The sequence below is a fragment of the Clostridium sp. D46t1_190503_E9 genome, from assembly GCF_015555225.1.
In the GTDB taxonomy this organism is placed as follows: domain Bacteria; phylum Bacillota; class Clostridia; order Clostridiales; family Clostridiaceae; genus Clostridium.
Genome location: NZ_JADNKB010000009.1, coordinates 190,549 through 210,485, shown reverse-complemented (window position 1 = coordinate 210,485; position 19,937 = coordinate 190,549). Strand labels below are relative to the sequence as shown.

Genomic DNA, 19,937 nt, shown 5'->3' with positions numbered 1-19,937 from the left:
CCCCTGTTCAATACAGAAATCATCTTCTTTGTGCATAACCCTTTTTTTATAATGTCCTTGACATAGGTATCAGTTTAAAACGCGACCCCCTTTATAAAAATAAGAGATTAACTTTTTTAAGGCAATAAAGCTACTTGAAATTGAATTGGACATTGATTTAAAAAATATTTTAAAAGTATATTTTATTAAAAAGGTAGATAAATATGATAAAATGTAAATATACATAATCTAAATGAGGACATATGGTAAGTATAACTTTTATATAAATAAATTAGGAGATTCTTTTTATCGTTTATTTGAACTTTATTATAAAAGAAAGGAGGACTACAATGCAAAGAGAGATTACAGAAAATACAAAGTTATTAAATGAACAAGGAAACTTAAATCAACCAGGATATGCAAGGAGTTTAATATTAGATTATAATAGAAAAGATATTAGAGCGAACTCTCTACGTATTAAAGAATGGGATTATTATTTAATATACAATGATGAATATGGAATTGCTTTAACTCTTGCGGATAATTCTTATATGAGCTTAGAGAGTGTATCTATCTTAGATTTTAAAAATGTAAGAGAAAAAACAGTATCACCAATTCAGGCATTTTCTCTTGGTAAAATAAATATGCCTTCGAGTTCAAAAGAAGGAGATGTAGTTTTTACTTCTAAAAAAATTGATTTATCATTCAAACATAAAGCTCATAAAAGAATTTTAGAATGTAGAATGCATAATTTTCATGATAAACAAACATTTCATTGTTATCTTGAACTAGATGAGGAACCTAAAGATTCAATAGTTATTGCAACTCCATTTAAAAAAGAAAAACACTTTTATTATAATCAAAAAATAGTGGGGCTTAAGGTTAGTGGCTATTTTCAATTAGGTGATTTTAAATATGAATTTAATAAAAATAGTACAAGAGGTATTTTAGATTGGGGGAGAGGTGTTTGGACTTATAAAAATGTATGGTACTGGGGTGCAGGTTGCGGAAAAGTGGACGAGCATGAAGTAGGATTTAATATTGGATATGGATTTGGAGATACCAGCGAAGCAAGTGAAAATGTTATTTTCTATGATGGTATTTTGCATAAGTTAGAAGATATTACATTTAATATTCCAACTGATGAAAAAGGAAATTATTTATATACGAAACCTTGGACTATTACAAGTAGTGATCAAAGGTTTGAAATGCAATTTGAACCAATTTTAAATAGAGCATCTTGTACAGATGTAAAATTAATTTGTAGTGATCAAAATCAAGTTTTTGGTAAGTTTAATGGCACTATGATATTAGATGATGGTACAAAGGTAGTATTGAAAGACTTTTTAGCTTTTGCAGAAAGAGTCTTAAATAAGTGGTAAAGTATAATTTTCTTTAGATACGTATAATAGAAAAAGAATACACACAAGATTTGTAAATCTCTTATTTAATTTGTAAATCTCTTATTTAATAGGATATAGGATTTAAAAAAATGAATATATCTTGGGAAAAATAAACATATAATGAAAGTAATTAGAGATATTAAAAAGAGGTGATCTTATGTGTTTAACAAGTAATTTAATGAGTCAAGAGAAGATAATAATTCTAAAAGCAACTAAAGATACTGTAAATGATGTAATAGATAATGGAATTTATGCATTAACTAATTTACCTAATAATTATAATCAATTCGAAAAGTTTGTATTAGTAGAAGCTACAGATACTAATGGAACTAAAGTTTTAGCTATAGGAAATATAAGTGAGCCATTTGAAATACATGAAAATAGAAAATCATTAGAAGCTTTTAAGAATAATAATAAAAATTGGAAGTGGGAGTATGAGTTATCTAACATAGTAGATTTAAGGGATGATACATTAACACTTGGAGATATATTTATGGAAAACAGTTTAAATAATATTAACTGTATAGTCCAATTTTAAAAGCAATTATTTAGAAGTGTGTAGTAATTTAAATATTTTGGTAAACGTTTAAAAATATAGACTAAAAGTAGAAGATTAAAAAGTTCATAGTTAAATTAATTATTTTAAAAGTATGAAATGCCATATTACAATAGCTTATAATTGTTATTGAAATATGATATTTCATACTTTTTGATTTTCTGTAAAATGAAATTTAACTAATATAAATATTAAAACTTCAGATATAAATATTAAAACTTCAGAACAATATAAAAAAATAAATATGTAGTATAATTTTGGAAATACAGTATAAAAGTTATAATAAATCAGATAATTATATGTGGTAATATAGACATATATAGCTAATTTAGTTAATGAAAAATTTAGTGGATAATAAATACGTAATAGATATATATAAAATAAGTAGTATATATATCTGCAATTTAAATTGCAGTTTATATGGCTATTCATAGAAGTATTGATAATATATAATGAAATTGGGTGGTGAAATGGTTTACTATAATTTAACATCAAGACAAAAAGATATACTTAAGTATATTTTAGAATCAAAAGATTATATTAACAGTCAAGAATTAGAAGAGCAATTTAATATATCAAAAAGAACATTAGCTAATGAAATTATGAAATTAAAATTGTTTTGTAAGGAAAAAGATACAGAGTTAATTTTAAAGCGAGGCCTAGGTTATAAATTTATAGCTGCAGATGAGTATAAAAAGGGAATAATTATAGAATGTTTAAATGAAAAAAGTCCTATAAGCGGAAATGATAGTAGTAGAGTAAATGATATATTAGAAATATTAATTTCAAGGAATTTTTCACAAAATAATAAAGCAATAAAATTAGAAGAACTATCTAGGGAATTATATGTAAGTTTATCAACTATAAAGCAAGATATAAAAGAAGTGAAAAATATATTAAATAAATATAATTTAGGAATAAGTAGAGTTTCCAATAATGGGATATCACTAATTGGAAGTGAAATTGATATAAGAGCTTTCATTTCAAATTATTTATTTAAAAACAGTAAGGAACTTAAATATTTAAATGTTAATGATTTTAAATTTTCAGCATCTAATGATAATGTCATATATAAATTAATATCTGATATTGTATTAGGCATAGTGAAAAAGTATGAAATTGAATTAAGTGACTTAGGATTTAAAAATCTATGTATTCATATAATAATAGCTATTTATAGAGTAAAGAAAAATAATTTTATCAGTTATTCTAATTTAAGTTGTGATAAGGAATGTAAAGAATATGAAGCTGCATTAGAACTTAAAAAAATGTTAGATTCAAATTTTACTATAAATTTACCTTATGAAGAAGTTGTTTATTTATATCAACATTTAGTATCACAAAAAATGCTATCACTAGATACGAATGCGGACAAGTACTATAAGGATAATTATATTGATAATTTATTTAATCACTGCCTTAAACTAGTTTATGAACATAGTGGAATAAACTTTTTTAATGATAATATTTTGAAAAGTGGACTATTAATTCATCTTAGAAGTGCAATGAATAGAATTAATTTTGGAATGAATATAGAAAATACAATGCTTGATGAAATTAAGGTTAATTATGCATTTGATTATGATATAGCTATTATTTTCTGCGAAGGATTAAAAAGAAAAGCTAATATAGATATATCTGAAGATGAAGTAGGATTTATAACGTTACACTTTGCAGGAGCAGTTGAAAGATTAAAATTAGCAAATAAAATAAACAAATACAGAACTATAGTAGTTTGTGCCACAGGCGGAGGAACTGCAATTCTATTAAAAACTAAGTTGGAAAGTAAATTTAACGATTTTATAGAAATAAAAGGGTTCTACCCAGCATTTAAATTAAATAATATGGATTTATCTCAATATGATTTAATTATAAGTACTATTCCATTAGAAAATGTTAAATTACCAGTGCTAAATGTATCACCTATAATGCTTGAAGAAGATTGTAAAAAAATAACCAGATTTATTACAATGAAGAAAAATAATGATTTGAAAAAAAGTATATTTAAAGAGGATTTATTTTTTGTAAATTTAGATTTAGAGAATAAGGATGAAATAATAGAATATTTATCTAAAACTATGTATGAAAAAGGTTATATAGATAAAGAGGCAGCAAGTTCCTTTAGAGAAAGAGAAGAGATGTCTTCTACAGAGATAGGTAATAAAGTTGCTATACCTCACTTTATAAAAGGAAAAGTTAATAAAGAGGCTATTGCAATAGCAATTTTGAAAAATCCAATAAATTGGGATAAAACAAAAGTACAGCTTGTTATGATGCTAGCCTTTAAATTAGGGAAGGGCTCTGAAAAGTTGTTTTTAGAAATTTATAGTGGAATAGATGATATTAACAAAGTTAATAAACTAATTAAGTGTAGAGATTTTAAAGAATTTAAGCAAATATACGGTAATTAGAGAAAGAAGTGTAGACTATTGAATAATGATTTAATATTTATTAATGAAAATTATAATGATTGCTTTGAATTTTTAGAAAATATATCTGACAGACTTTTGAATTATGGATATGTTAAGGAAAGTTTCAAAGATGCAATAATAGAAAGAGAAAAAATTTTCCCAACTGGATTACCCGTTGAACCGATAGGGGTAGCAATACCTCATTGTAATAGTGAGCATGTAAATAAAGCAGGAATAGTATTTGTGAAATTTAAAGATGATGTAAAATTCATAAGTATGGAAGGTGAAGGGGAAGTAAATGTTAAAATAGCATTTGTCTTACTTGTTAAAGAGAAAGAGAAACAAGTGGAAGTTTTACAAAAACTCATGGAAGTAATATCCAACGAGGATATTCTTACTAAGATGTACAATGAAAATAATAATGATAATTTAATTAATATTATGAAAGAGGTTGGATTAAGATGAAAAAAATAATAGTAGCATGTGGAGCAGGAGTAGCAACATCAACAATAGCAATTCAAAAAATAAAAGCAGGATTAGAAAAAAGAGGATTACTTGATAAAGTTCAAATAACACAATCTACAGTTGTTGAATTATCTAAGCAAGCAAGTAAATATGATTTAATAGTAACAACAGCTATGGTAACAGAAGATTATGGAGTGCCATTAATTAAAGGATTGCCTTTTATAACAGGTATGGGTGTTGATAAAGTAATGGATGAAATAGTTCAAGCATTAGGATTATAAGATTAAATTTATAAGATTCGAGGAGGAATATTAATGGCTGCATTACAGTATTTAGTAGATTTAGGGGCAGCAGTTATGATGCCTATTATATTTATAGTTTTTGCTCTAATTTTAAGAGTTAAAATAGGACAAGCAATTAAATCAGGTTTGTTAGTTGGAATTGGATTTATTGGATTAAACGCTATAATAACATTATTAACTGAAAATTTAGGACCAGCTGCAGAAAGAATGGTTCAGAACTTTGGATTGAATTTAACAGTATTAGATGTTGGTTGGCCAGCTGCATCTGCAATTGCATTTGGATCAACTGTTGGGATTTTAATAATTCCGTTATGTCTGATAGTAAATATAATTATGATTTTAACAAAAACAACAAGAACAATTAATGTTGATATATGGAATTTTTGGCATTTTGCATTTACTGGTTCATTAGTATATATGCTAACAGGAAACCTATGGATAAGTTTATTTGTTTCAGCATTAAATATGATTATAACTATGGTTATTGGTGATAGAACAGCACCTATGGTTGAAAAATCTTTAGGATTACCAGGAGTTTCAATTGCTCATGGATTTACGGCTTCTTTTGTACCACTTGCTTTAGCTATAAATTGGGTATTAGATAGAATACCTGGAGTTAATAAAATAAAGCTAGACGCAGCTACAATTCAAAAGAAATTTGGAGTTTTTGGAGAACCTGCTATATTAGGTACTATAATAGGTGCATTACTAGGAATTTTAGCTAAATATAATGTTAAAGAAACACTTAATTTAGCAGTTGTAATGGGAGCTGTATTAGTATTAACACCAAAGATGGCGGCAGTACTTATGGAAGGATTAATGGTTGTTTCTGAAGCAGTACAAGAATTCCTTCAGAAGAAATATTCAGGAAAAGGTACTTTATATATAGGATTAGATTCAGCAGTTGGTGTTGGTCATCCAGTAACATTAGCAATTTCATTAGTTTCAATACCAGTAGCATTATTACTAGCATTTATTGTACCTGGTAATCAATTCTTACCATTTGCAAGTTTAGCAGGATTACCATTTATGTTCGTTCTTATAGTTCCTATTGCAAGAGGAGATTTCTTTAGATCATTTGTTATAGGTGTTATAACATTAGCTCTTGGATTATTAATAGGAACCAATTTAGCACCACTGTTTACAGAAGCAGCATCAGCAGCTAATTTTGCAATTCCAAGTGGAACAGCCTTAATATCAAGTATAGATTATGGCTCAAGCATATTCCCTTGGATATCTATTATGTTAGTTAAATTTAAGTGGGTTGGTATAACAATAGCTACTATATTTACATTAGCTTTAATGATATGGAATAGAAGTAAGATTATAAAAGAAGAAAGTACTAATTAAGATTTAATAAGAAAGGTGACGGTATTAATATGATATTTTTCTTAGATACAGCAAATGTAGAATATATTAAAAAAGTAAATGATATGGGAGTAATAAAGGGTGTTACAACAAATCCATCACTTGTAGCTAAAGAGGGAAGAGATTTCAATGAAGTTATTAAAGAAATAACTGAAATAGTTGATGGACCTATAAGTGGTGAAGTTGTAAGTGAAGATTCAGAAGGCATGATTGTGGAAGGAAGAAAAATTGCTGCTATTCATAAAAATATGATAGTAAAAATTCCAATGACTGAGGAAGGTCTTAAAGCAGTAAAAGTTTTATCAAAAGAAGGAATAAAGACAAATGTTACTTTAATATTTTCAGCAACACAAGCATTACTTGCAGCAAATTCAGGAGCAACTTATGTAAGCCCATTTTTAGGAAGAATAGATGATATATCAATGAATGGAATGGATCTTATAAAAGATATAGCTGAAATATTCTCAATTCATAGAATTGAGTCAAAAATAATTGCAGCAAGTGTAAGAACCCCAATTCATGTTATAGAGGCTGCAAAGGCAGGTGCTGATATAGCTACAGTTCCTTATGATTTAATTATGAATATGCTTAAGCATCCTTTAACTGATCAAGGATTAGAAAAATTCAAAGCAGACTGGCAAGCAGCATTTGGAAAGTAGAATTAGTAAAATATTTAATAGTAAAAAAACACATATACAATAATATGAGAAATGAGGCTGAAAATGAGTAGAAAATTAGATAGATTATCTATAGATGCAATAAGAGTACTTTCAGCAGATGCAATTGAAAAGTCAAAATCAGGACATCCGGGATTACCACTTGGTTCAGCGACTATGGCATATATATTATGGACTAAGATGAATCATAGTGGGAAGAATCCAAACTGGGATAATAGAGATAGATTTATATTATCAGCAGGTCATGGATCAATGCTAGAATATTCTTTATTACACTTATTTGGATATGGAATAACAATTGAGGATATAAAGAATTTTAGACAATTAGGTAGCTTAACACCAGGACATCCCGAATATGGTCATACTAAAGGGGTTGAAATAACAACAGGACCTTTAGGACAAGGTGTATGTAATGCTGTTGGGATGGCTATTGCAGAAAGCCATTTAGCAGAAAAATTTAATAAACCAGGATATGAAGTAGTTAATCATAATACCTATGCTATAGTTGGAGATGGATGTTTAATGGAAGGAATTTCAGCAGAAGCATCTTCATTAGCAGGAACTTTAGGATTAGGAAAGCTTATAGTTTTATATGATTCAAACAATATTTCTATAGAAGGAAATACAGATATAGCATTTAGAGAAGATGTAGCCAAGAGATATGAAGCATATAACTGGCAAGTAATTAAAGTAAATGATGGTAATGATATCGAAGCAGTTGAAAAAGCAATTGAAGAAGCAAAAAATGAAACTACTAAGCCGTCAATTATAATAGTTAAGAATCAAATAGGGTTTGGATGCCCTGAAAAACAAGGAAAGGCATCTGCCCATGGTGAGCCTTTAGGAACTGAAAATGTAAAAGCAATGAAGGAAAATTTAGGATGGAATCAAGAAGATTTCTATGTTCCAAAAGAAGTATATTCTAATATGGATAATTACATCAATTTAGGAATAGAAAAAGAAAAACATTGGAATGATTTATTTGAAGATTATAGAAATGCATATCCAAAATTAGCAGAAGAATATTGTAAATGGATTTCTGGAACAATTGATAGTGAAGCTCTATTAAATAATAAAGATTTCTGGAATTTTGAGAAAGCAATAGCTACTAGAGAGTCTTCAGGAATAATTATAAATAGATTAGCAGAATTAATTCCTAATTTTATTGGAGGATCAGCTGATTTAGCACCTTCTAATAAGAGCTATATGAACGGAAAAGGAGATTTTTCAGAAGAAAATAGAAGTGGAAGAAATCTTCATTTTGGAGTAAGAGAACATGCTATGGCTGCTATAACAAATGGTATTTATGCTCATGGTGGATTAAAGGCATTCTGTGCAACATTCTTTGTGTTTAGTGATTATATGAAGGGTGCAATGAGATTATCAGCATTAATGAATTTACCAGTAACATATGTACTAACTCATGATAGTATTGGAGTAGGAGAAGATGGCCCAACTCACCAACCAATAGAGCAATTAGCTGCACTTAGAAGTATGCCAAATATGACTGTATTTAGACCTGCAGATTCAAAGGAAACTGCAGCTGCTTGGTATTATGCAGTAACTAATGGTTCAAGTCCAACTTCAATAGTATTAAGTAGACAAACCTTACCTTTATATGATGGATCTGCAAAGAGAGCATTAAATGGAGGATATATAATTAAGGATTCCAAGAAAGAAATTCCAGATGCAATATTAATGGCATCAGGCTCAGAGGTTGAATTAATTTACAAGGCAGCAGATGAATTAGAAAATCAGGGAATAGATGTAAGAGTAGTAAGTATCCCTTCATTTGAAATATTTGATTCTCAAGATAAAGAATATAAAGAAAGTGTTCTTCCAAATAAGGTTAGAAAAAGAATTGCGGTTGAAGCATTATCTTCATTTGGATGGCATAAATATGTAGGACTTGATGGTGAAGTTATTTCATTAGATACATTTGGAGCATCTGGTAAAGCTGAAGAGTTATTTAAAAAATTTGGCTTTACAGTGGAAAATGTAGTCAAGAGGGTTAAAGAGTATATATAAATACTTATATTGATTGTAGACTTATAAGAATCAAAGAAAATACAATTAGAAATAGAAATTTATAATTATAAAATTTTTTAAACTAATGTAAGTAAAATAAGATTATATTATCTTGTTTGTGCTTTAAATGACTTGTAGAAAAGTATAATAAACGGGATGTCTATATTAGACATCCCGTTTATTCATAGGATATTAAAACTATTTATAGAAAAATAATATGTCATTAGGTCTTTATTAATAATATTAGCAATAATAATTTTTGCATTAATATTTCATAACACAATAAAATAGTGACATTAAGTTATACTTACTGGTTTATTGTGCATAGTATCTTCTTAAAATAAATTAATACTCACTATAAAAAGAAAATAATATGTAGTACAATATTCATAGAATTATATACATAATCTGGAGGATATAAAATGAGTTTATTACCACTAGGGTCAATAGTTGTATTAAGAGATGGATATAAAAAGTTAATGGTTATAGGAAGACAAATTTATTCAGAAAATGGTGAAAAACTAAATGATTATTTAGGGTGTCTTTATCCAGAGGGATATTTAGGTGAAGAGTACTGTTATGTTTTTAATAAAGAAGATATAGATCAAATAATTTTTAAGGGATACTCAGATTTAGAAGAAGAAGCATTTGTAAAAGTTATAAATAATATGATGTAAGAAAATTTAACACAAGTAAATAAAGAGGTTATGCTAGCATAGCCTCTTTATTTTATATTTTATTCAGCATAATTATTTGTTTAGTAATGTTAAGTTGAGAAATATAAGCTAGCGAAGATAAATAGAATATGTGGAATAAGCATATAGCGAGCAATTAGAAGTACTTGGTGAAGGAAAAACTACTAGGCCTTAGTGTTGTTGGTTTGTTTGAGCGCAGCGAGTTAACCAAAACTCTTGGCATAGTAGGTTTTCAGAGCCTAGTAATTCTTTGCATAGCTATTTAGCTTATGGAAACATATCTATTTATCGTCAACATTATATTCATAATTCATCATAAACTTGTCACCAATGTTAGATGACAAAAGGTCGGTTTCTTCAAATTGAATTAATGTGTATGTATAAATATAATTAAATTGCAAAGTAAAAGTTTACAATAGAAAAATAAATAAATGGAGGGGAAAATAATGACAAATTCTAAAACTAGTGCAAGGGATTCTATGCAAAGATTTGGAAAATTTCTAAGTGGCATGGTAATGCCCAATATTGGAGCATTTATTGCTTGGGGACTTATAACAGCATTTTTTATTCCAACTGGATGGACACCAAATGAATCATTAGGAAGTTTAGTAGACCCAATGATTAAGTACTTATTACCATTACTAATTGGTTATACAGGCGGTAAGATGGTAGGAGGTGCAAGAGGCGGGGTTATAGGAGCAGTTGCTACTATGGGAGTTATAGTAGGAGCAGATATTCCAATGTTTATTGGAGCAATGATTATGGGACCTTTAGCTGGTTTTGTAATTAAAAAGTTTGATAAAGCTGTAGATGGAAAAATTCCATCAGGTTTTGAAATGCTTGTAAATAACTTTTCTATCGGTATATTAGGTATGATATTGGCCATACTTGGATTTTTTGCAATAGGTCCAGTAGTAGTAGTTTTAACAGGAATATTAAAAACTGGTGTGGAAGCTTTAGTTGCAAGAAAGCTATTACCTTTAGTTTCACTATTCATAGAGCCAGGTAAGATTTTATTCTTAAACAATGCTATTAATCATGGAGTGTTAGGACCAATAGGACTAGAACAAGTTCAAGAAAGTGGTAAATCCATAATGTTCTTATTAGAAGCAAATCCAGGACCTGGATTAGGTATAATATTAGCTTATTGGATGTATAGTAAAGGATCAGTAAAACAATCTGCACCAGGAGCAGCAATAATACATTTCCTTGGTGGTATTCATGAAATTTACTTCCCATATGTATTAATGAACCCGTTACTTTTATTAGCTGTAATAGCAGGAGGGGCATCAGGAATATTAGTATTTTCAATGTTAGGAGCAGGTCTTGTAGCAACACCTTCACCAGGAAGCATATTTGCTTTAATGGCAATGGCACCAAAGGGGGGATTACTACCAGTTTTAGCAGGGGTAGCAGCAGCAACAGTAGTTTCATTCTTAGTGGCAGCACCATTTATTAAGATAGCATCAAAGAATACAAAAGAAGAAGATCTAGAAGAAGCAAAGGGAAAAGTTAATGAAATGAAAAATATAAACAAATCTATCGTGAAAAAGATAGTATTTGCTTGTGATGCAGGTATGGGATCAAGTGCAATGGGAGCTTCAAAATTTAGAAATAAGATTAAAGAGCTAAATCTTGGAATAGAAGTTATTCATGCATCTGTTGATGATATACCTAAAGATACAGATATTGTAGTTACTCATAAAACATTAATAGATAGAGCTAAGAAGTCTTGTCCTAATGCGGAATTAATAGGAATCCAAAATTTCTTAACTGATGATAATATTCAGGGCTTATATAATAGATTAGCAAGTAAATAATCAAAGAAAAGGCGTAAGTATTTTTTAGAAAAAGTTACGCCTTTTTTTATTATTTAAAGAAGCAATTGCAAATTGTCTAATTGTTTATTTAATAGAAATAAATTTTTATAAAAAACAAATACAACTTTGATATAATGATTAATAAATATGATCATTTATTTAAAAGTGTCACTAAGTGATTAAGACATTTATGATGGATGATTAAATTGAGTTAAGATATAACAAAGTTTAAAATATAGATATAAGGAGTTGGACAAGCAAAGATGTCATTAATGGAGAGGTTTAATATGAAAAACAAAAAACTAAACTCTAGACAGAAAGAAATAATTCAAATATTAACTAGATCTACAGTAACAAATCCAATAACAATATCATCAATAGCAGATAAATTATCATTAAGCTCTAGAACAGTATTACGAGAAATGCCAAAGATAGAAAAGTGGTTGGAAGAAAATGAGTTCAAGTTTATAAAAAAACCAGGTGTAGGACTAGTAATTGATGAAGACTTAGAAAATCAAAAGTTAATATTAGAATTACTAGAGATAGAAAAAATTGAAAAAGAGTACTCTAAAGATGAGAGAAAAAGGATAATAATAAGCGAGTTGCTCATTTCACAAGGTCCTATTAAATCATTTTACTTTACATCACTTTTAAAAATTTCAGAAGGAACTTTAAGTAATGATTTAGATAGCATAGAAGATTGGCTAAAATCATTTAATATAAAGCTAATTAGAAAACCAGGGCTAGGCGTTTATGTTGAAGGTAAAGAAAACGATTATAGAAAAGCACTTACTAATATTTTATATGATACTTTAGAAGAAAAAGAATTAATCAATCTTTTAAAAGGCTCCTTAATAACTAATAGAGAAAATGGAATAGTAGAATTCTCAATAGAAAATAGACTTTTAAATTTTATAGACAAGTCAATTATAAAAGCTATTGAAGAAATTGTTTCAGGATTAGAAAAAGAAAATGATATCAGACTTGTAGATAGTGCTTATATAGGGTTGGTAGTTCATTTATCTCTAGCTATTCAAAGGATAAAGAATAAAGAAAATATAAAGATGGACCAAGATGTCTTAGAAGAATTAGCTAAATTACCAGAGTTTGAAATAGGAAAAATGTTAGTGAGAAATATTGAGAGCAAATTCAATATAGAAATTCCAATTGATGAGATTGGCTATATAACTATGCATCTTAAAGGGGCAAAGCTTAGATTAAATTCTGTTTCAAAATTAGAAGAAGATATAGCTAATATTGATATTAAGAGAATAGGAAAAAATATAATTGAAGTAGTGGAAAATGAATTAAATATTCTTTTAAAGGATGATGAAAAACTTTTAAAGGATCTTACAAATCATTTAGTGCCTGCAATAAGTAGGCTAAAGATGAAGCTAAATATAAGAAATCCTTTATTAAACAATATAAAAGAAAAATATCCAATGGAATACAATGCAACAAAAAAGGCTTGTGAAATACTTAAGTTAAATATTAAGGTTGATGAAATTCCAGAGTCTGAAATAGCATATATAACTATGCATATAGCTGCAGCTATTTATAAAAAGGGGATAGAAGAAAAAATAAAAGTAGTAATATCTTGCCCAACTGGTATTGGAACCTCTAGTTTATTAGCAGCACTACTTGAAAGAGAATTTAATAATATTGAAGTTATAGGTACAATATCTGCTATAAATATAGACGAAGAGAAATTAAAAAATGATGGAGTAGATATTATAGTTTCTACAGTTCCATTAGATATAGACTTCAAAAATATTTGTGTTGATCCAATTTTATCTTTACATGATAAGGGATTACTACAAGATAGTTTTAGAAAAATACTTAAAAACAAGAAATACAAAAATGTTATAAAGAAAGTAGGCATAAATAATAAAAAAGCTATAGGAATTAGAGAAATTACAGAACTAGGAACTGAAATTATATCAATAGTTGATAATGTAAGAATAAAAGAAATAAAAGATATTGGAGATTTAGATGAAATAATTGATGAAGCAAGCAAGTTATTTTCAAAAGATAAAAAAGAAGCTGACGAGATAAAAAATAAAATCCTAGATAGAGAAAAAATTAATAGTACCTATTTAAAAGATTTAAATATACTACTCTTGCATTGTAAATGTAAATGTTTAGATGGTGGGAGGTTTGGGTATTTAAAAATTAAGGGTCAATTTAAGGACGAAAAAGGAGTAATTAAGGGAGCTTTAATATCTATAATACCAGAAGACTACAAAGAAATTACTTCAGAACTTATGAGCAAGATAAATGGCGCAATTATTGAAGATGAAAGCTTTTTAAATGCGTTAAATGAAGAAGACAGTAAAAAGGCTTCACAAGAGGTTGAAAAGATATTAAAGGAAGTTTACATAAGTAAGATAAAAATAAGCTTGGAGGGATAAGGAGTGATAAAGTCTAAATTTCAAAGAGTAGTTAAATTCTTAAGTTTAATGATAATGACTAATATAGGAGTATTTATTGCTTGGGGACTTATAACTTTACTAGTTATTCCAAAAGGCTTTTTTCATAATGAAGCATTAGGATCTTTAGCAGATTCAATGGTAAAATACCTCTTTCCATTAATAGTTTCAATAAAAGGTGGAAATATGATTTCGGGATACAGAGGAGGAATTATAGCGGCAGTAGCAACTATGGGAGTAATAGTAGGTACAGATATACCAATGATGATTGGAGCAATGATACTTGGACCTTTAGCAGCATACATAATTAAGGCTTTTGATAAGGTTATAGAAAATAGAATTCCAGCAGGATTTGAGATGTTAGTTAATAATTTTTCCATTGGAGCAATTAGCATGATATTAGCAATAATAGGATTTATGATAATTAAGCCAATAACCTTTGGATTGCTGATGATTTTAAAAAGTAGCAAAGAATTCATTGTATCAAAAGGATTAATACCATCAATTTTTATAATTTCTTTTGTAGCATTAATAATATTTTTAAGAGTGTTATCAATAGATAATGAATCAAAAGAAGAAGTAGAAGGAGAAGAAGAAGATTTCAAAGTGAATGAAATAGAAAATAGTGAAATTAAAAAAATAGTATTTGCATGTGATGCGGGAATGGGATCAAGTGCTATGGGAGCAACAAAATTTAGAAAAAGAATAAAATCTTTAGGTTTAAATATTGAAGTAACTAATTCATCAGTTGATTCAATACCGCAAGATGCTGATTTAGTAATTAGTCACATTAATTTATTGGAAAGAGCAAAAAGAAACTCTCCAAATGCAGAACACATATTTATAGAAGATTTTTTTAGTGACAATAAAATAGATAAATTATTTGAAAGGTTGGAAGAGAATATGTTAAAAAGTTTAAAGCAAAAATTGCAAATTAAAAATATTTTAAATGCTACAGAAGAAAAGAATAATTTACCGATTTTATCAGAAAGCAATATACTTTTAGGGTTAGAAAGTGAAAGCAAAGAAGATGCGATTAAGAGAGCTGGAGAGCTGTTAGTAAAAGGTGGATACGTAAATGAAAATTATATAGAAGCTATGCTGGAAAGAGAAAGAGTTATTTCTACTTATATAGGAATGGGTGTTGCAATTCCTCATGGAATAGGTGAAGCCAAGAAAAATATAAAAGCGTCTGGAATAGTAGTTATTCAATATCCAGAGGGAGTTGATTTTGGAGAAGAGCTTGCCTATTTAGTTATAGGGATTGCTGGAGTTGGAGATGAACATTTAGAAATACTATCTAATATAGCAATATCACTAGAAGATATTGAATTGGTAGATAGACTTAATAAGACAAGAGATAAAAAAGAGATTTTAGACGTATTTAAGAAATAAGGAGGGTTTTTATGAAAAAGGCTGTACAATTTGGAGCTGGAAATATAGGAAGAGGTTTTATAGGAGCATTGCTATCTAAATCAGGATATCAGGTGGTCTTTGCAGATGTGAATGAAACTATAATAAATAAAATTAATGAAGACAAGCAATACACTATAAATGTTATGGATATACAATGCACAGAAGAAAAAATAAATAATATAAGGGGTGTATTATCAAATAGTAATGATATTTTACATGAAATAAATGAAGCTAATATAATCACAACTGCTGTTGGGCCTCTAGTTTTACCTAGAATAGCAGAAACAATCGCAAGAGGAATTAAGCTAAGGAAAGAAAATAACATACAAGAATATCTAAATATAATTGCTTGTGAAAATGCAGTTAAAGCAAGTTCTCAACTTAGAGATGAGGTAATAAAATATTTAAATGAAGAAGAACTACAATATTTAGAAAAATATATTGGTTTTCCTAATTGCTCAGTTGATAGAATAGTTCCTCCTGTTAAAAGTGAAAATATTTTAGATGTAGTTGTTGAAAGTTTTCATGAGTGGAATGTTGAAGAAACTGCCTTTAAAGGTGAAATTCCTAATATTGAAGGAATGAATTTAGTAGATAATTTAGTAGCTTATATAGAAAGAAAGTTATTTACATTAAATACTGGACATGCTATCACAGCATATTTTGGATACTTAAAGGGATATAGAACAATAGATGAAAGTATAAATGATGAAAAAATATATAATTTCGTAAGGAAGGCTATGATTGAAAGTGGAGAAGCTTTAATAGCTAAATATGGATTTGATAGAGAAAGCCATATTAAATATATTGATAAAATTATAGGAAGATTTAGAAATCCTTATTTAAAGGATGATGTTGCAAGAGTAGGAAGAGAACCTTTAAGAAAATTAAATAAAAATGATAGATTAATAAAGCCATTAATAACAGCAAGAGGATATAATATTGATTCTGAAAACTTATTACTAGGTGTTGGAGCTGCTATGCACTATAAAAATGATGAAGATGAGCAGAGCAGACAGCTACAGAACTTAATAAAAAGTAAAGGAATAAAAGGATCATTATCAGAGATAGCAAAATTACCAGAAGATAGTGAAATATTAATTAAAATAGAGCATTACTATAATCAAGTTAGAAGATTAATAGAAGGTTGAAAGATAAATAAAAAATAAAACATTTAAAAACGCCCTATATAAAAATAAAATAAAGTAAAGAACTATTGTATTGAAGTTTACTTCTTTGCAATAGTTTTTTATTTTATAGTAATACATAATTTATAATTAGATTACTTACATGATAGAATGATTTGTAGATATTTAAATATTATTTACATAATTCCTATCAAAAAATAGAAGTCGAGCTTATTAGGAGGAATTAAGAAGAATATTTTTATATTGTTCTTAATTTTTTATGCAACCATTTTTATAGTTTTAAAGTCTAATATATGTAACAAAACATATGCGCATATGGGTTAGTGGTTACAGGAGGTAAATAGATGGAACTAATGGTAAAAAGAGCACAAAAAGGAGATAAAGAAGCCTTTATTAAAGTAATAAATGAATATACTCAAGAGATGTATAAAGTAGCTAAGGTAAAATTGAACTCTGAAGAGGATATTGGAGACGCTATACAAGATACTATTTTATCAGCTTACAAAAATATATGCGTGCTTAAAGAAATAAATTATTTTAAAACTTGGATTATAAGGATACTTATCAATAAATGTAATGATATTATAAGCAAAAATAAGAAGATAGTATATGTTGATGAGTATTATGAAGATTCTAGTAATATAAGTCTTTCAGCATACGATGCAGATATTGAGGAAAATATAATTTTTTCTGAAACATTAAATATTTTAAATGAAGATTATAGATTAGTAGTAATTTTATATTATGTTAATGGATTTAATACAAGGGAAATAAGTGAAATACTAAATGAAAAAGAAGGAACTATAAAATCAAGACTAAGTAGAGCAAGGCAACAATTACGAGAGTACTATTTGAAAGACAATAACGGAAATAATTTTAATGATTTAAATTTAGGAGGTAATGTAAAGTGAACATTAATGTTGATAAAAAAATAGAAAATGAATTAAAAAAAGACATACAACTACCTCAGTCTGTATTGAATAAAATTAATGAAGCTTTTGAAGAAATTAGAATAGAAGAACCTAAAAAGTCTAAATTGGCATTTGAATTTAATAGAAAGTTAATTGCGGCATTAATTATAATATCAATTTTTAGTGTACTTACAATAAATCCTAAAGTTCTTGCTAGTATTAGTTCATTTTTTAAGGATAAAGGAGTTCAAAAGGCTGCAAACAATGGTTATATTCAAACATTGCCAGAAAATGCAGTGAAAGATAATGGTATAACTATGAATATAGATAATGTAGTAGCAGATAAAACTAAAATAGGAATTTCTTTTACTTTAAAATTTGATGATATTAGCGAAATAAAAGATGTTAATGATATTCAGTTGGGGTTAAATGTAAAGGACAATAATGATAGAGTTATTTTTGAACATCTAAAAGAAGGCATCTATACTCCAATTCAAGTTGGTCAAGAATGGAGTACTGATATTAGCAACAAAGATAATGGTGAATTAAAATATTATTTAAAAATGTATTCTACAGAAGGGCAGTTATATGATATTAATAGCCTTTCAATAAAAATAGATTCAATTAAATTATACGAGGAAAATGTAAGATATCATAAGGGTATAGAGGGAGAATGGAATTTTTCATTAGATTTAAATGACGTATTTAAAGAAATGGAGAGTATAAAATATGTAGCAAAAAATAATAGCGATATTGTTAGTTTAAATTCAATTGAAGTTATGCCAACGGGAACTATCATTAATGCGAATATAAATAGGAAGGTAGATGAAAATATAGTAAATAAGATTATTATTACAGATGAGAGTGGAGAAAAGGTCTATAAATTTACTGATGGAAATATTGAAGATACAAAATATGGAGTAAAAATTTCATTTATGTATGATTTAACAACCTTCGATAATTTAGATAACATAAAAATGATAGTTAAGGATATTGAAGGAAAAGATATAGTATTAGATTTAGAAAAAGAAAATAATTAGAAAGATAAGGATTGTGTTTTAATAGAGAACATAATCCTTATTTTTTTATTGGTAAATTACGAAACAAAATATAAGAATATTTATAATTATAATAAAATTCTGATTAAAATGTTGTAATTTGGAATATTATACTATAATATGTATATATAATGAATATTATGTTATTTATAGCAATGATATATAATATGAAAATTTATTGAAATTAAAAAATAAATTATAGTCATGTAAAAAGGGGAAGTATATTATGAGACATCAAAACATTAACATTATAAGTACAGGAGTTTATCATCCTGCAAATAGAATACATAATGATTATTTTATTAATCACTTTAATAAAATGGGGATTGAAGTAGCAGGATTATTAAAGCATTTAGAAAGAGAATATAGATATATTTCTAATGATCCTAATGAAACTGTTATAACTATGGCTCACAAGGCAAGTATAGCTGCACTAAAGGATGCAAAATTAAATATTAAAGACATAGATTTAATTATTTTTGCAACAGATACACCAGAATATACATCACCATCTAATGCAGTTAAAGTATTAGAGAGGTTAGGTGGACCAGAAGTTAAAATACAAATGGCATATGATACAAATACAAATTGTCTAGGAATGATAACTGCATTAGATCAAGCTAGTAGAATACTAATGACTAATAAAAGATTTAAAAGAGCTTTAGTAGTTGGAGGGATTTTATTTAGTTCTGTTGGAAGTCCTAATGATTCAGTTTCATATTCAAACTTTGGAGATGCAGCAGCAGCAGTTGTTTTAGAGAAGGTTGAGGAAGATCAAAAGAGGGGATTCATTGATTCTACACACTTAGCTCAAACATCAGAATGTAACAATATACTGATGCCTAGAGCAGGATACTCAAAAGTTATAAGAGATGGAGTAGAAGAGGAAGACGATAAAAAGTGGTCTTGGAAGCCTTTTGACGGAAGTTTTATATCTGATGTTTGGGTAAAACTAATTAAAGAAGTTGCTGAAGATAATGGGATAAGAGCTAATGAGATTAATCATCTTATTTTTTCTCAATTTACAATTCCTGATGCTAGACTTACATTAGAGAAGTTAGATATAGATAAGAATAGGACAACTTATATTGGAGATGAATTTGGTTATACAGGAACTACAAGTCCTATAGTAGCTCTTGATAGAGCACTAAAATCAGGAAAAATAAAAAAAGGTGACTATGTAACATTATCATCTATGGGATCAGGGTCACTGGTAACTGTTTTATTATTTAAGTTCTAAAGATAAATATACTAATATATCGTTAATATCA

General features: G+C 27.7%; 16 protein-coding genes. All 16 read left to right on the top strand.

Features of this window, described 5'->3' with window-relative positions; genetic code table 11:
- Window positions 1-329: 329 nt before the first annotated feature.
- The 16 genes from I2E83_RS12175 (at window position 330) to I2E83_RS12100 (ending at window position 19,906) form a co-directional block, all read left to right on the top strand.
- Entirely contained in the window at window positions 330-1,361 is a 1,032-nt protein-coding gene (locus tag I2E83_RS12175) for a DUF2804 domain-containing protein (protein ID WP_195430014.1), read from the top strand.
- 178 nt (window positions 1,362-1,539) lie between these two features.
- Window positions 1,540-1,920 (top strand): hypothetical protein, encoded by a 381-nt coding sequence (locus I2E83_RS12170; protein WP_195430013.1) that lies wholly within the window; start codon window positions 1,540-1,542, stop codon window positions 1,918-1,920.
- A 488-nt stretch (window positions 1,921-2,408) separates the two neighbouring features.
- Window positions 2,409-4,349 (top strand): BglG family transcription antiterminator, encoded by a 1,941-nt coding sequence (locus I2E83_RS12165; protein ID WP_195430012.1) that lies wholly within the window; start codon window positions 2,409-2,411, stop codon window positions 4,347-4,349.
- An 18-nt stretch (window positions 4,350-4,367) separates the two neighbouring features.
- The gene (locus tag I2E83_RS12160; protein ID WP_195430011.1) at window positions 4,368-4,814 is read left to right on the top strand and encodes a PTS sugar transporter subunit IIA; all 447 of its coding nucleotides are present in this window, start codon (window positions 4,368-4,370) and stop codon (window positions 4,812-4,814) included.
- Entirely contained in the window at window positions 4,811-5,095 is a 285-nt protein-coding gene (locus tag I2E83_RS12155; protein ID WP_195430009.1) for a PTS sugar transporter subunit IIB, read from the top strand. Before I2E83_RS12160 ends, I2E83_RS12155 begins: the two co-directional genes overlap by 4 nt.
- Window positions 5,096-5,128: 33 nt before the next feature.
- Entirely contained in the window at window positions 5,129-6,466 is a 1,338-nt protein-coding gene (locus tag I2E83_RS12150; RefSeq protein WP_195430008.1) for a PTS transporter subunit IIC, read from the top strand.
- Between the two features lie 29 nt (window positions 6,467-6,495).
- The gene (gene fsa / locus I2E83_RS12145; protein ID WP_195430007.1) at window positions 6,496-7,143 is read left to right on the top strand and encodes a fructose-6-phosphate aldolase; all 648 of its coding nucleotides are present in this window, start codon (window positions 6,496-6,498) and stop codon (window positions 7,141-7,143) included.
- Window positions 7,144-7,206: 63 nt separating this feature from the next.
- Window positions 7,207-9,189 carry a transketolase gene (tkt, locus tag I2E83_RS12140; RefSeq protein WP_195430006.1) on the top strand — a complete coding sequence of 661 codons (1,983 nt, stop codon included), beginning with the start codon at window positions 7,207-7,209 and terminating at the stop codon, window positions 9,187-9,189.
- 422 nt (window positions 9,190-9,611) lie between these two features.
- Window positions 9,612-9,866, top strand: a complete 255-nt coding sequence (locus I2E83_RS12135) for a DUF4176 domain-containing protein (RefSeq protein ID WP_195266206.1) — start codon at window positions 9,612-9,614, stop codon at window positions 9,864-9,866.
- 464 nt (window positions 9,867-10,330) lie between these two features.
- Complete coding sequence (locus I2E83_RS12130) at window positions 10,331-11,704, top strand: PTS mannitol transporter subunit IICBA (protein ID WP_195430005.1); 1,374 nt, start codon at window positions 10,331-10,333, stop codon at window positions 11,702-11,704.
- Between the two features lie 287 nt (window positions 11,705-11,991).
- A complete protein-coding gene (locus I2E83_RS12125) occupies window positions 11,992-14,115 on the top strand; it encodes a transcription antiterminator (protein ID WP_195266202.1) in 2,124 nt (707 codons plus the stop codon).
- A gap of 3 nt (window positions 14,116-14,118) precedes the next feature.
- Window positions 14,119-15,528: a PTS sugar transporter subunit IIA gene (locus tag I2E83_RS12120; protein WP_347707770.1), complete on the top strand. Its 1,410-nt coding sequence runs from the start codon at window positions 14,119-14,121 to the stop codon at window positions 15,526-15,528.
- Window positions 15,529-15,539: 11 nt separating this feature from the next.
- Window positions 15,540-16,700, top strand: coding sequence for a mannitol-1-phosphate 5-dehydrogenase (locus tag I2E83_RS12115; RefSeq protein ID WP_195266200.1), 1,161 nt, complete (start codon window positions 15,540-15,542; stop codon window positions 16,698-16,700).
- Between the two features lie 341 nt (window positions 16,701-17,041).
- Complete coding sequence (locus tag I2E83_RS12110) at window positions 17,042-17,608, top strand: RNA polymerase sigma factor (RefSeq protein ID WP_195430004.1); 567 nt, start codon at window positions 17,042-17,044, stop codon at window positions 17,606-17,608.
- Window positions 17,605-18,648, top strand: coding sequence for a DUF4179 domain-containing protein (locus tag I2E83_RS12105; RefSeq protein ID WP_195430003.1), 1,044 nt, complete (start codon window positions 17,605-17,607; stop codon window positions 18,646-18,648). Before I2E83_RS12110 ends, I2E83_RS12105 begins: the two co-directional genes overlap by 4 nt.
- Window positions 18,649-18,892: 244 nt before the next feature.
- Window positions 18,893-19,906 (top strand): ketoacyl-ACP synthase III, encoded by a 1,014-nt coding sequence (locus tag I2E83_RS12100; RefSeq protein ID WP_195430002.1) that lies wholly within the window; start codon window positions 18,893-18,895, stop codon window positions 19,904-19,906.
- The last annotated feature ends 31 nt before the right edge of the window (window positions 19,907-19,937 follow it).

What these genes read in the sequence shown, in the direction of transcription:
- I2E83_RS12175 (WP_195430014.1), top strand. Translation starts at nt 330, where the DNA reads ATGCAAAGAGAGATTACAGAAAATACAAAGTTATTAAATGAACAAGGA.
- I2E83_RS12125 (WP_195266202.1), top strand. Translation starts at nt 11,992, where the DNA reads ATGAAAAACAAAAAACTAAACTCTAGACAGAAAGAAATAATTCAAATA.
- I2E83_RS12150 (WP_195430008.1), top strand. Translation starts at nt 5,129, where the DNA reads ATGGCTGCATTACAGTATTTAGTAGATTTAGGGGCAGCAGTTATGATG.
- tkt (WP_195430006.1), top strand. Translation starts at nt 7,207, where the DNA reads ATGAGTAGAAAATTAGATAGATTATCTATAGATGCAATAAGAGTACTT.
- I2E83_RS12110 (WP_195430004.1), top strand. Translation starts at nt 17,042, where the DNA reads ATGGAACTAATGGTAAAAAGAGCACAAAAAGGAGATAAAGAAGCCTTT.
- fsa (WP_195430007.1), top strand. Translation starts at nt 6,496, where the DNA reads ATGATATTTTTCTTAGATACAGCAAATGTAGAATATATTAAAAAAGTA.
- I2E83_RS12155 (WP_195430009.1), top strand. Translation starts at nt 4,811, where the DNA reads ATGAAAAAAATAATAGTAGCATGTGGAGCAGGAGTAGCAACATCAACA.
- I2E83_RS12170 (WP_195430013.1), top strand. Translation starts at nt 1,540, where the DNA reads ATGTGTTTAACAAGTAATTTAATGAGTCAAGAGAAGATAATAATTCTA.
- I2E83_RS12100 (WP_195430002.1), top strand. Translation starts at nt 18,893, where the DNA reads ATGAGACATCAAAACATTAACATTATAAGTACAGGAGTTTATCATCCT.
- I2E83_RS12165 (WP_195430012.1), top strand. Translation starts at nt 2,409, where the DNA reads ATGGTTTACTATAATTTAACATCAAGACAAAAAGATATACTTAAGTAT.
- I2E83_RS12115 (WP_195266200.1), top strand. Translation starts at nt 15,540, where the DNA reads ATGAAAAAGGCTGTACAATTTGGAGCTGGAAATATAGGAAGAGGTTTT.
- I2E83_RS12130 (WP_195430005.1), top strand. Translation starts at nt 10,331, where the DNA reads ATGACAAATTCTAAAACTAGTGCAAGGGATTCTATGCAAAGATTTGGA.
- I2E83_RS12135 (WP_195266206.1), top strand. Translation starts at nt 9,612, where the DNA reads ATGAGTTTATTACCACTAGGGTCAATAGTTGTATTAAGAGATGGATAT.